The 13,488-nt window shown below is 68.7% G+C and carries 5 protein-coding genes; 4 read left to right on the forward strand and 1 reads right to left on the reverse strand.

From position 1 onward, the window contains the following. Positions 1-54 precede the first annotated feature (54 nt). Both ACFY9I_RS05835 and ACFY9I_RS05840 read left to right on the forward strand, forming a co-directional pair. Positions 55-1,836: an AMP-binding protein gene (locus ACFY9I_RS05835; protein WP_390998048.1), complete on the forward strand. Its 1,782-nt coding sequence runs from the start codon at positions 55-57 to the stop codon at positions 1,834-1,836. Continuing rightward, positions 1,833-8,549 (forward strand): SDR family NAD(P)-dependent oxidoreductase, encoded by a 6,717-nt coding sequence (locus ACFY9I_RS05840; RefSeq protein WP_390997170.1) that lies wholly within the window; start codon positions 1,833-1,835, stop codon positions 8,547-8,549. Before ACFY9I_RS05835 ends, ACFY9I_RS05840 begins: the two co-directional genes overlap by 4 nt. Before the next feature lie 157 nt (positions 8,550-8,706). On the opposite strand, the gene ccrA is transcribed toward ACFY9I_RS05840, so the two are convergent. After that, positions 8,707-10,095: a crotonyl-CoA carboxylase/reductase gene (gene ccrA / locus ACFY9I_RS05845; protein ID WP_390997172.1), complete on the reverse strand. Its 1,389-nt coding sequence runs from the start codon at positions 10,093-10,095 to the stop codon at positions 8,707-8,709. Between the two features lie 891 nt (positions 10,096-10,986). On the opposite strand from ccrA, the gene ACFY9I_RS05850 reads away from it, so the two are divergent. After that, positions 10,987-12,030 (forward strand): alpha/beta hydrolase-fold protein, encoded by a 1,044-nt coding sequence (locus ACFY9I_RS05850; protein WP_390997174.1) that lies wholly within the window; start codon positions 10,987-10,989, stop codon positions 12,028-12,030. Continuing rightward, the gene (locus tag ACFY9I_RS05855) at positions 12,015-13,256 is read left to right on the forward strand and encodes a nucleotide disphospho-sugar-binding domain-containing protein (RefSeq protein ID WP_390997176.1); all 1,242 of its coding nucleotides are present in this window, start codon (positions 12,015-12,017) and stop codon (positions 13,254-13,256) included. Before ACFY9I_RS05850 ends, ACFY9I_RS05855 begins: the two co-directional genes overlap by 16 nt. Positions 13,257-13,488: the final 232 nt, after the last annotated feature.

Below are 13,488 nucleotides of genomic sequence, written 5' to 3' on the forward strand. Positions count from 1 at the left end.
GGCCGCGGAAAGCCCTGTCATGCTGTCCGACCCCTATCAAGGCATGGTGATCAGATGTCGTCAGTCACGGGCGATACACTCAGCCACCATTTGGCCCTCTCCGCCCGGCAGACACCCGATGAACCGGCGTTCACCTTCATGGACTTCGGCGCCAACAGGGACGGGGCCTCGGTCGAGCTGACGTGGAACGAGCTGGACACGCGGGTACGGACGGTGGCAGCAGGGCTGCGCCGGGCGGGTGCGGTAGGCGAGCGAGTAGCCATCGTTGCACCGCAGGGCCTCGACTACGTGGTCGGATTCCTGGGGTCCGTATGCGCGGGCGCGATTGCCGTGCCGCTCTTCCCCCCCGACCTGCCCGGCCACGGCGAGAAACTGGCGGCTGTGCTGGCCGATGCGGCACCCTCCGTCGCCATCTCCGCCCCCGAGCAACGGGAAGCGGTGGCCGACTTCTGCGCCGGCCACGGTATTGCTCCTCGTTTGCACGTCGTGAGCGTCGAGGACCTTACGCAGACCGCTGGAACAGCGGGTACGGAAGCTCGGACAGCCCGGGAGCCGCAGCCCGAGGACTGCGCCTACCTGCAGTACACGTCCGGATCGACGAGGATGCCGTCCGGGGTGGAGATCACCCATGCCAACGTCTGTGTCAACGCGCGGCAGGCGATGGAAGCCTATGACGTCCGCAGAGGGCGCAACTGCGCCGTGAGCTGGCTTCCGCTGTATCACGACATGGGTCTGATGCTGGGGATCGCCATGCCGGTCGTGGGCCGCATGCGGTCCGTCATCATGGATCCGCTGGATTTCGTCCAGCAACCGGCCCGCTGGCTCCGCTTGCTCGCGCGCCATGACGGAGCCCTCACAGCCGCACCGAACTTCGCCTACGACTACTGCGTTCATCGGGTGCCACCCGAGGAACGGACCGGCCTGTCCCTGGGATCGGTCGCCGGCATGATCAACGGCAGCGAGCCCGTCAGCCCGCGGACTCTCGAGCGCTTCCACGAAGTTTTCGCGCCGTCCGGCATCCACAGGACGACCATGCGGCCCTCCTACGGCCTCGCGGAAGCCACCGTGTTCGTCGCGGCGTCGCCTGCCGGGGAGGAACCGACCGTCACCTCCTTCGACCGGAACCTGCTGGCGCAGGGCACCGCGCGTGTCGCTGAACCGACCGAAGGCGGATCCATCACCGAACTGGTCGCCTGCGGCCGACCGACCGATCAGGAAGTGGCCATCGTCGACCCTGCCACCGGCCGCCGGCAGGAGGACGGGAAGATCGGGGAGATCTGGCTACAGGGCCCGAACATCGGCCGCGGCTACTGGGGTCGCCCGCTGGACGGGGAGTCCTTCGGCGCCGTCATGGAGGGCGGAGATCCGGCTGATCCGGCACAGCGTTGGCTGCGCACGGGCGATCTGGGCATGTGGCACGACAAGCAGCTCTATGTCACGGGTCGAATGAAGGACCTGGTGATCGTCGACGGTACGAACCACTATCCACACGACGTCGAACGCACGGTAGAAAGCGCACACCCCGCTGTCCGACGCCACCACACGGCCGCGTTCGCCGTGTCCACCGACGAGGGCGAGAGGCTGGTCGTCGTCGCCGAGCACTCGCCTGCCGTCACGGACCCGCACACGCATCTCGACGAGGTGACGCGGGCCGTACGCGGGGCTGTCTCAGTCACCCACGGTATCGCCGTTCATGACTTCGTCTACGTCCCACCCGGCGCCGTACCCCGCACGACCAGCGGCAAAGTGGCCCGCAGCGCCTGCCGCGCGCAATACCTCGCCGGCACCTGGACGGCTACGAAGCACGCGGCGCTGAAGGGATCTGGTACCGCATGACCACCGCACAAGGAGGGGAGGCGGAATCGCAGCCGCCGAGCACTGAGCACGCGCCTCCGGGGACCGCGGGTATCGAGGCTCCGACCGCCGCCGAGATCCGCTCCATGCTGCGTCATCTGGTCGCGGACCTGTGCGGCGTACCCGGCGACGAACTCGACGCCGAGCGTCCCCTGACCGAGTACGGACTGACCTCGCGCGACGCGGTCGGTCTCAGTGGACGGCTGGAAGAGCTGCTCAACAGGACACTGCCCGCCACCTTGGTGTGGGAGAACCCGAGCATCGAGCAACTGGTTCGCAGCCTGGCATCAGGAGAACCGCGCGAACAGAGCACCCGCACCCGGACGGCGGCCGAGGGTACCGACCGCACCGGCGCCGACGCGGTCGCGGTGGTCGGTATCGGATGCCGTCTCCCCGGTGGCATCAACGGGCCTGACGCCTTCTGGGAGGGACTGCTCGCAGGTACGGACGCTGTGGGCCAGATCCCGGCCGAACGCTGGCAGTTCTTCGACGACGGAACGTCCGAGACCGCGGCAGCGCTGGCACGTACCACTCACTGGGGCGCTTTCCTGGCCGACATCGAGGGCTTCGACGCGGACTTCTTCGGGATCACGCCCGACGAAGCCGAAGTCATGGACCCTCAGCAAAGAATCCTGCTCGAAGTGGGATGCGAGGCCCTCGATCACGCCGGAATCCCGCTCTCGGCCCTCCAAGGCAGCGCCACCGGCGTATTCGTCGGTCTCAGCGCGCTCGAGTACGGGCATCTCACCACGGCCGACCTGTCAGGAGTCACGCCGTGGACGAGCACCGGGGCGGCAGGAAGCATCGCAGCAAACCGTATGTCGTACCTGCTCGACCTCCGCGGCCCCAGCATGACGATCGACACCGCCTGTTCCTCGTCCCTGGTCGCCGTGCACCAGGCGAGCCGCAGTCTCCGCGACGGCGAATGCGACACCGCTCTGGCCGCTGGGGTCAACGTGCTGCTCTCGCCGGCCATCACCGCCAACTTCGACCAGGTCGGCGCGTTGGCACCGGACGGCAGATGCAAGCCGTTCGACGCGAGGGCCGACGGCATCGTGCGCGGGGAGGGATGCGGCGTCGTCGTCCTCAAACGGCTGACCGACGCCCAGCGCGACGGCGACAGGGTTCTGGCCGTCATCCGCGGAACAGCAGTCAACTCGGACGGCCGCTCAGCCGGGCTCATGGCACCCAACCCGGTCGCCCAGGAAGCACTGCTGCGCAGCGCACTGGGCGACGCCGGCACCGAAGCAGCCGACATCGGCTATGTCGAGGCCCACGGCACCGGAACACTGCTGGGCGACCCCATCGAGGCGGGAGCGCTAGGCGCCGTCCTGGGCCGTGGCCGCCCGGCCGACCAACCGCTGCTGATCGGCTCGGTCAAAAGCAACCTGGGGCATCTGGAGGGCGCAGCGGGGATCGTCGGCCTGATCAAGACGGTGCTCTCGCTTCACCACGGAAAGCTGCCTGCCAGCCTTCACTTCCAAAGCCCCAACCCGCACATCGACTTCGCGGAGCTGGGCCTGCGCGTCGTCGCTGAGCCGACTCGCTGGCCGGCCGAACGCGGGCACCCCGCCCTGGCGGGCGTATCTGCCTTCGGCTTCGGGGGCACCAACGCTCATGCCGTCCTCCAGCAGGCGCCCCAGCCGACTTCCCTTCTCGCCGAGGAAACCACCGAGAGAGTCCCGCACGTCCTGGTGGTCACCGCACGTTCACGGGACCGGATCGGCGACGTTGCCGGCAGTCTCGCCCATTGGCTGAACTCGCGGGGCCGTACTCTGCCGCTCGCCGATGTCTGCCACACGCTGGCACACCAACGCCGGGGACCGGCAGGCGCCGCCGTCGTCGGCCGGGGGCGGCAAGACCTCACCGCAGCACTCGCAGCGCTCGCCAAGGGCGAGACCCCGACGTGCGTCGTACCACCACGGACAGCACAGGACTCGGAAGCGGACCGGGAGACTCCGAGAGGACCGGTCCTCGTCTTCTCGGGTTACGGCTCCCAGTGGAACGGTATGGGCCGCGGGCTGCTGCGCGACGATACCGTCTTCGCCGCTGCCGTACGCGAACATGATCCGGTCTTCGAGGCGGAGACGGGCAGTTCCCTGACGGATCTCATCTCCCGCGCGGACCAGGGCACGAGCGTCGACCGCACGCAGCCGCTCATCTTCGGTCTGCAGCTCGCCCTGGCGGACACGTTGCGCGCCTACGGCGTCGAACCCGCCGCTGTCATCGGACACTCGATGGGAGAAGTGAGTGCGGCCGTGGTCGCCGGCGCCCTTGACACCCGCGACGGCCTACGAGTGATCCTCAACCGGTCCACCCGGCTCGCGGCCATCGACCAGGAGCAGGCCGGCGCGATGGCGGCCGTGGAGCTGCCGGAGGAAACCCGCGCGGACGTCCTTGGCCGCTATCCGGATGTCGGCATCGCGGTGTACGCCTCGCCGCGGCGTTGTACCGTCACGGGTCCCAGTGAACCGATCGCGCGCATGGTCGAGGAAGTCGAGGCGCAGGGGCGACTCGCCCGGCTCCTCGCTGTCGGCGGCGCCGGACATTCACCGGCAGTCGATCCTGTCCTTCCGGCGCTGCGCGACGCCCTCGACGGCATCAGCCCACGTACCGCGACCATCCCCTGGTACGGGACGGTCCTCGACGACGCGCGCGCCGACATCCATGCGGACGCGCACTACTGGTGCGCCAATGCCCGCCGCCCCGTTCGCTTCCAGCAGGCGGTGGCCGCTGCGGCGGCCGATGGCCACGACATCTTCCTGGAGGTCTCACCCCACCCCATTGCCGTCGTTCCCGTCACCGAGACTCTTGACGCGGTGGCCCCGGGGCGCGGCCGCGTGCTGTCGACGGTTCACCGGGACAGTGATGAGAGCGTGCGCCTGCGCACCGCACTTGCGGAGCTCCACCTGGCCGGAGTGCGAGGTCTGGCCGGACAACTGTGGCCGGACGGCAAGCGGGTGGCCGTGCCGAGCCCTCCCTGGCGTCATGTCCCCCACTGGTTCCGCAGGGGCAGCCTCTCGAGGCAGCCGGTTCCCGCAGGCGGCCACGGGCTGCTGGGTACGCGGGTGGAGGATCCTGGCACGGACCGTGTCCTGTGGCACGGGGACATCGGCACCGACGGCTGGAACCAGCAGCCGGCCAAGCTGCACGGCAGGGCCGTTCTTTCGCTGCCCGTCTGCGCGGAACTCATGATCACCGCGGCGACTGCCGCGAGCGCCAGGGCCATCGAGACGGTACGCATCGAGAACCTGGCAGTGCACCATTGGCTACCGGTCTCCGCGAGGACGCCTGTCACCACCGTCTGGGAGCCGGAGGGGCGCGATCAGGCAACCGTCGGCATCCACTCACGGTCGTCCTCCGGCGCCTGGCTGTGCCATGCCTCTGCCCGCGTTCTTACCAGACCCGAACCGCTGGCCCGCCGTGCACCGGGAGGGGCCGCGCCCTTGGAGGCCGGCTTCCCCGTGCCCGGCGCTGAGGAGTACGCACCGAACCAACGGCCGCACGGAAAGCTTCTCCATGCCGTCCTGCACGCACCTGCCGGTCGCGGCCGCCCGGGCGGGGAGGTGCCCGCGGCGGATCAGACGCCGCCCGCAACGGAAGACGTTCCGGTCTTCGTACGGTCTCTGCAGGTACGGCTGCAGGCTCCTGCCCGGGGCGAGTGCCGGGTGCGGTGCCTGCCGTGTATCGACGAATCGACTACCGGCGACGCCCGGGGACGATCACCCCACCGCGGCAGGTGGGACATCCACGCGGAGGGCCCCGGGGAACGGGAACTGGTCGTCGCCCATGACACGCAGCTCCGGACCGTCGAACCGGGGGAGATCCCGCGGCCGCTCGACGAAACCACGTATGAGATCACGTGGGAGAAAGCACCTGCCCCCCTCCCCTCCCCACCGGCCCACGTCCTGCTGCTGACGGATCAGCGCGGCGGCGTCCACCCCTGGGCCGCTTCCCTCGCGTCGGCACTGCGGGAACAAGGCGTCGAAGTAGCGCTCGCGGATCACCAGGCCGATTCCATCGGCAGCCTGTTGGACACCTGGCGCGAGGAGACACACGACGGGCGGGCTGCCGTGGTCATGCTCCTGGCGGCCGGTCCCGAGCCGACCGGAGCGTGCCGAGGACTTCACGCCGCCGCGGACGTCGCCCGCCGTCTGGCCTCGGACGAGCGGCAACTGTCGCTTCCCCGGCTGTGGCTGGTGACCGAACGGGCCCAGACGGTGGTGCCGGGGGAAACAGGGAACCCCGACCTGGCCGCTCTTCGCGGTCTCGTACGTGTACTGGCCCTGGAGCGTCCCGCTCTGCGTACGACCCTCGTGGACATCGACCCGCAGCCCGGTCTCGTCGACGACCTGGCCCAGGAACTGCTCGCCGACGGCGAGGCCGACGAGGTCGCCTGGCGCGGAGGTACCCGCTTCATTGCCCGGCTGGCTGCCGTGGACCCTGACGACGCAAGCGCCAGGGTGCCCTTCGCGCGTTCCGACGGCGCCTACATCGTGACGGGCGGCCTGACCGGCCTTGGCCTGGCGACGGCGCGACGGCTGGCCCAGCAGGGCGCCGGCCGCATCGTCCTGAACAGCCGCAGCGCCCCGGGCCGCGCGACGCAGGCCGTCCTGACGGAACTCGGCGAGCTCGGCACCTCCCTCGTCGTGGTGCAGGGGGACGTGGCTCAGCCCGGTGTGGCTACGCGTCTGGTCGAGGCGGCCCTGTCCAAAGGCCATTCCCTGTGCGGAGTCGCACACGCCGCGGCTGTGCTCCACGACCGCGTCATCACCGACCTGCGATCGTCCGACATCGAGGCTGTCTTCCGGCCGAAGGTCACTGGCGCCCTCCAGTTGGAGGCGGCCACCGCGGGGCACGATCTCGACTGGTGGCTGGCGTACAGCTCCGCCGCCGCCCTCTTCGGCTCTCCCGGGCAGGCGGCCTATGCAGCCGCCAATGCCTGGCTGGACGCGCACGCCCGCCGCCGCCGGGCCGGCGGCCTGCCCGCAACCGCCATCGCATGGGGCCCCTGGGCCGACGTGGGTGCGGCACCCCAGAACCCCGCCGTAGCTCTTGAGCCCATCACCGCGGCCGAAGGGTTGGACGCACTCCAGGCGCTCGTCACCCGGGGCAGGACGTACACCGGCGTCGTACATCTGGATGCCCGTCGGGCTTTGGAAGCCTTCCCGGGACTGGACGCGGTCGAGTTCTTCGCGGGGGTTCTGCGCGGCAGTGGTCTCTCCGACGACGACTGGGACGGCCCGGGAAGCATCTCGACGCTCGGCGAAGCGGCCCCCGCCAGAATTTACGAACGTCTCGTCAGGCGTACGGCCACTGTCATGGGACGTGCCGTCCAGGACCTGGACGAGAACGTTCCGCTGACCGACCTCGGCCTCGACTCCCTCATGGCCGTGCGGATCCAGAACGCCGTCAAACAGGACTTCGCCGTGGCGTTGCCCGGGCCTCTTCTTCTGCGGGGTGCCAGTCTTCGTGCCGTCGGTGACGCGGTACTGCGGGAGCTGGGTCTGGCAGGGGCTGACATCGGTGACACGGCAGCAGCCGCTCAGCCGAGGGGCGTCGAGCAGGAGCGCGTCGGCAGCGAGGCGATCCCGGCGGTGCCGACCACGCTGGATCCTCGAGACGCCGCCGAACGCCTGGTGGCCGGCGTCTGGCACGAGGTCCTCGGACGGCGGCCGGAAGGCGTCAACCAGGACTTCCTTGCCGCAGGTGGTGACCAGCACACCGCTCATGACCTGGTGGAGGGCATCCGCCGGCGCCTGGGCGGCACCGCCCCGGCCCTTGCCGAGGAGCAGGTGTTCGACCACTCCACCGTCGCCACCCTCGCCGAGCTGATCCGGCCCGCGGTGAATGAAACGAGCGGGTCCGTCCTACGCGTCCTCCGCGACATCCGGCCCGCCACCCACCGCCCCGCCCTGTTCACCTTTCACCCCGCCGGCGGCCCGACATCGGTCTACCGACCCCTCGTCCAGCTACTTCCGGCGGAACAGCCCGTGTACGGATTCGAGCGCGTGGACCGCCTCCACACGATGCAGGAGAAGGCCGCCCACTACCTGGGTCTCATCCGGGAGCTCCAGCCACAGGGGCCGTACCACCTGCTGGGCTGGTCCTTCGGCGGCTGTCTCGCCTACGAGGTCGCCCGCCAGCTCCGCGAGACGGACCAGGCCGTGGGCTTCCTCGGACTCATCGACACCATCCTGCCGGCAGCACTCCCCGGGCTGGACTCCAGGGAACTGCTCCTCGAACGGTTCGGCCGGTTCGCCGAATACATCGAGAAAACGTACGGCCGCCGTTTTGACCTGCCCTACGAGGAACTGGCTGCCACGCCTGACGAGCAGCAGATCGACGTGGTCATGCGACTCGTCGCCGAAGTCGGCCTTGACATGAGCCCCGGCATTATGGAGCACCAGCGGACGTCCTACATCGACGCACGCGTCGGAGAGCGGTACCGGCCTCAGCCCTGTCCCGGCCCCGTCGTGCTCTACCGGGCCCAGGATGCACAGCGGCTGACCACGTCGCTCGACCCTCGTTACATGCGCAGCGAGCCAGACCTCGGGTGGGCATCGTTGTGCCCGTCGCTCGAGGTCGTACCTGTCCAAGGCGACCACTTGTCGCTCATCGACCCGCCTCATGTCGAGGTCATCGCGCAGCACCTCACCAAAGCCCTTCAGGGGCAGGGGCAGGGGGACGAGTAGCCGGCGGTTGCGACGCCGTCGAGCGTGCGGGACGGGGCCGAAAACGGGAGTTCACGCCTATCCAGCCCGAACCGAGCGATCACACCGGCGAGCCGACCGTACCGGACCGGCTCGCCCGTGCGTTTCGGCCGGACCCGATGAACGCCAAGGTTGGTCTTCACACACGAGCCAACCGGCGCCCTTCACCATGGTCACGGCCGGAAGAATCATCGGACTCACTCATCCAGCCCTGGAAGGTGCGCAGACGGTCCTCGCCCACTCGTGCCCTGGCCTGCGGGTCCGTCACCCCCAGCCCAGGACGCGGGGCCAGACACAGAACGCCCACCTTGCCGATGTGCTGGTTGGTCTGGACGCTCCGGGCAGCCGTTGCGACCTCATCCAATGGGTATGTCTTCGACAGGGCCGGCAGCAGACGGCCCATGCTGAGCAGCCGGTTGACCTCCCACTGCTCGTGCAGGTTGGCCCCGTGGCTTCCGATGATCCGCTTGAGTCGCATCCACAAGTAGCGGTTGTCGTAGGTGTGCTGGTATCCGGTACTGGAACCGCACGTGACCACTGTCCCTCCGCGTCTGGCGAGAAAGACCGAGGCCCCGAACGTCTTCTCGCCGACGTGCTCGAAGACGATGTGCGGGTCTTCGCCCACCGCGTCGCGCACGGCGGCGCCGATCTTCTTCCAGCCTTCCGGTTGCTGCAGCAGGGTGGCGTCTCCCCCGTCGATCTCCGAGCGGTTGATGACGACCTCGCATCCGAGAGACCGCAGCAGGTCAGCCTTCCGGCGGGAGTTCACCACGCCCACCGGAATACCGCCACCGTTACGGACGAGCTGCACCGCGTAGGAACCGAGCCCCCCGGTCGCACCCCAGATCAGCACCACATCGCCCTGCTTCATGTGCGCTCCGCGATCGCTGACCAGCATGCGGTACGCGGTTCCGGCACACAGGGGATTGACGGCCGCCTCCTCCCAGGTGAGCAGCCCTGGTTTGGGCATCAGCTGGCTTGCCCGCACGATCGCGTAGTGCGCCAGTCCGCCGAAGTTCGTTTCGAAGCCCCACGCTTTCTGTCCCTCGCCGAGCATGCCGTCCCGATGTGTGTCATGGTCCTGGTCGTCGACGTACGCGGTGGCCACCACGACGTGGTCTCCGGCCTTCCACTTGCGCACGGACGACCCTGTCCGCACGATGACGCCTGCGGCGTCCGACCCCACGACGTGGTAGGGCAGGTCATGGCGCCGCTCCCATCCCCCGGCCTTTGCCATCTGTTTCAGGAACTGGAACGTCGGCAGCGGCTCGAACATCGCGGTCCACACGGTGTTGTAGTTGATGGAGCTCGCCATCACAGCGACCAGTGCCTCGTCCGGAGCCAGTTCGGGCATCGGGACCTCGTCGACGATGAGAGACTTCTGCACATCCTTGTCGTCGACGTCCTGGAACATCCTGACGTCAGCCAGACGCACCGTCGCCGCGGCGAACCGCTCGGGCAAAGGCAGTTTCTCCAGTGCATCCCCGTCGGCACCCGCGATGACGGCTTCGGACATGGTCGTGCTCATCGACTCTCCCTCACTCCGGGCCGCGTGGAGCCCTGCCCTTCAGTTCACCGGCTGATCTGACCTGCCACTTGTACCTAGCAAGCTGCCTGCCTCGTCGCGTCGCAACCGCACAGCCCCCGCCTGGCTCTTCCTTGGAGGAAAGACACAGGTCAGTTGAGGTGGAGCGGCATGCGTGCCGTTGCTCGAAGGGTGTAATGACATGGCCGCCCGGTGGCCGGCGCGGACTGGGCCGAACGCGCACCCAGCCGTCCGGATGATCTTTCAGGCGGAGCCGTCGGCCTTCGGGCTCCGGCCCGATTCATCCCCTCCAACGGACGGGACCCGGCGATGACATGGACGGCCGACCACGGAGCGGTGATCCGGTTGCCTGACCGGACCGCGGTGAGACACCTCATCGCCATGGTCGCGGTCGCCCCCGACACGGCAGATGCCCTGCCCCAGGTGACGTGCGATCGGTTGATCATATTCACATCAAATCGGTGTGTCGGCTGGTCTTTGATCACCCACCTCGACATGGTCTGCACGTATATGTTCACTTCGGTTCTGACGATCCGTTGGCACCCGGGACGGCCGCCCTGCCATGTCCGCAGCACGGACCGAAGCACCCCAGTGCGCGGAGCCGACGCTGACGGCTGGGTACCGGCATCGGCGGCAGGACAGGAGTGGCGAGCACCTGAGGAGGTATCGCGACCCGCCGCCCTGGCTTGTCACGCACGCCGCTCGCAGTCTCGTGACGACCGTGGCCCCCGTGGCCAAGACCCCCGGGAGCCGTGAGCCGCTCAGCACGGGCTGGGCCGTGCATCGTGCCAGCGGTCGGCCCGGGACTCCTCTCCGCTCCCGCCTGTGTCCCGTCGTTCCAGGCTTCACCCGCCCCAAGGAGTTCCGCAGCCCATGCCATCCGCCCCCACACTGTTCACCGGCCGCGCACGACTCACCGGCCTCTCACTCCTCGCCTGTCTTTTGCTCCTCACACCGCTGTGCGGCACCGCGACAGCCGTGCCCACCAGCGGCCCGGACCACCCATCGCGCTCGGCCGACACCGGCGCCTGGATCACAGGCATCAGGAGGCTCGACGAGCGCACGCTGGATCTGACCGTCTTGTCACGGGCCATGGGAAGCTCCGTGCCGGTCCGTGTCATCCTCCCCAAAGGCTGGCACAGCGAGAGGAGACGCACGTTCCCCGTGGTGTACATGCTGCACGGCGGGGAGGACGACTACACCTCCTGGACGCGCGAGACTGACGTCGAGGCACTGGCCGAGAACTCCGGCGCACTCGTCGTGATGCCCGACGGCGGGAGACACGGCTACTACTCCGACTGGTACGTCGGCAGGCCCCGCTGGGAGACGTTCCACACCAGCGAACTGGTCCGGCTCATGGAGAGCAGATTCCGGGCCAACTCCTCCCGGGCCGTCATCGGCCTGTCCATGGGGGGGTTCGGCGCGCTCAACTATGCGGCGCGTCACCGGGGAATGTTCCGGTACGCGGCCTCCATGAGCTCGTACGTCGACCTCAACGACCCCTTGGTGCGTTTCCTCCTCGACCTCGGCTCCCTCGGGGACGGAACCAATCTTCATGACATCTGGGGCGACCCAAAGAAACGCGACGACATCTGGCAGGCCCACAACCCGTCCGCCATGCCACGCGCCTTCCGAGGAACCAAGGTCCACCTGTCCACGGGAAACGGAACACCCGGACCCCTGGATAACGGCAATCCGTTCGGTGTGACCCTTGTGGGCGCGCTCGCCGAAGCCGCACTCCCGGCATCGGTGGGCAAATTCGCCGAATCGCTCCGCTCGGTGGGCGTCGACGTCACGACGAACCTCTACGCACCCGGGACGCATTCCTGGCCCTACTGGGAGCGGGAACTGCACCGCATCTGGCCCACAGTGATGAAGGAACTGGATGGATCGAGGGGGGCATGGGCCGCACAGTAGTGATCTTCGCGGCGGGGTCGCGTGGCGACGTCCAGCCATGCCTGGCGCTGGGCAGGGCACTGAGCCGTCAGGGCGATGCCGTCCGCCTGCTCGCCAGCGCCCGTTACCAGCAACTGATCACCGCGGCAGGACTGCAGTTCCACTCGCTCCCGGCGGACCCCACCGAGATCATCGAGTCGCCCGAAGGCCAGGAACTGCTGGCCGGCAGACGCAATCCTGCGGCCTTCATCCGCGGCATCAACCGGATCGTACGTCCCCTGTTCTCCCGCTTGCTCGCCGAGACCCAGGCCGGTGCGCAGGGAGCCGATCTCGTCCTTGCGCCCACATTCGGCTTTCTGGGCATCCACCTCAGCCAGTATCTGCGCGTCCCGCACGCGATCATCCATTTCCAGCCCAGCCAGCCCACGGGCGTGTTCCCCCACCCGTTCACGCCGGCCGCACGCCTCCTCGGATCCCTCGGGAACCGTCTCAGTTTCGAGGCGGTCAACCTGGGATCGTGGCTGGTCTCCCGCCCGTTCATCAACGCCTGGCGCATGGAGAGCCTCGGTCTTCCCGCCCTCTCCCCGCTCGGCCCTTTCCGCCGAGTCCGCCATGCCCCCGTGCTGTGTGCCTTCAGCCCCACCGTCGTACCCCGGCCGACCGACTGGGGACCCAACGTCCACATGACCGGCTTCTGGCACCACGAACAGCCACTGTGGAAACCGCCAAGGCGCCTGCTCGACTTCCTGGACGACGGACCCCCACCCGTGTACGTGGGCTTCGGCAGCATGAGAACCAGCGACCCCGAGGCCACCGACCGCGTCGTACGCGCCGCACTGCGGCGCGCGGGACTGCGTGGAGTCCTGGCCGGAGACCCCACCACGAGTGACGACGACATGCTCGTGGTCGGGGACACGCCCCACAGTTGGCTGTTCCCCCGTATGGCTGCGGTGGTCCATCACGGCGGTGCGGGCACCACCGCCTCGGCCCTGCGTTCTGGAGTGCCGTCCCTGGTCTGCCCGTTCTTCGGCGACCAGCCCTACTGGGCCGACCGGGTCCACAGCCTCGGAGTGGGGCCGAAGCCCTTGCCTTCCCGGCAGCTCACCGTCCCCGCTCTCACCGGCCGCCTGCGAGCCGTCACGAGGGACAGCGGCCATGCTGAGGCGGCCCGCCGACTGGGCCGTGCGCTGACGGCCGAGGACGGGGTCGGGCGTGCATGCCATGTCCTGAACCGGCTTGTCGGGTAACCCAGCCGGCCACAGGACAGCCATGGGGCTCCACCTCCCCAGGTAGAGCTGAGTCCGCCAGGTCGGGCCTCGGGCCAAGATCCGGGCCATTCCCGGACCATCAAGCCGCCACCCGCCTCAACCAAAGCTATTTCGGCAGGTCAGCGACATGGGAGGCGTGTACCACCAGCAGACGAAGAACCTGCTGGTGTCGTACTCGCCGAAGAAGCTGGGCTTCTTCTAGAGGCACGAA

It is taken from the genome of Streptomyces sp. NPDC012510 (assembly GCF_042955065.1).
In the GTDB taxonomy this organism is placed as follows: Bacteria; Actinomycetota; Actinomycetes; order Streptomycetales; family Streptomycetaceae; genus Streptomyces.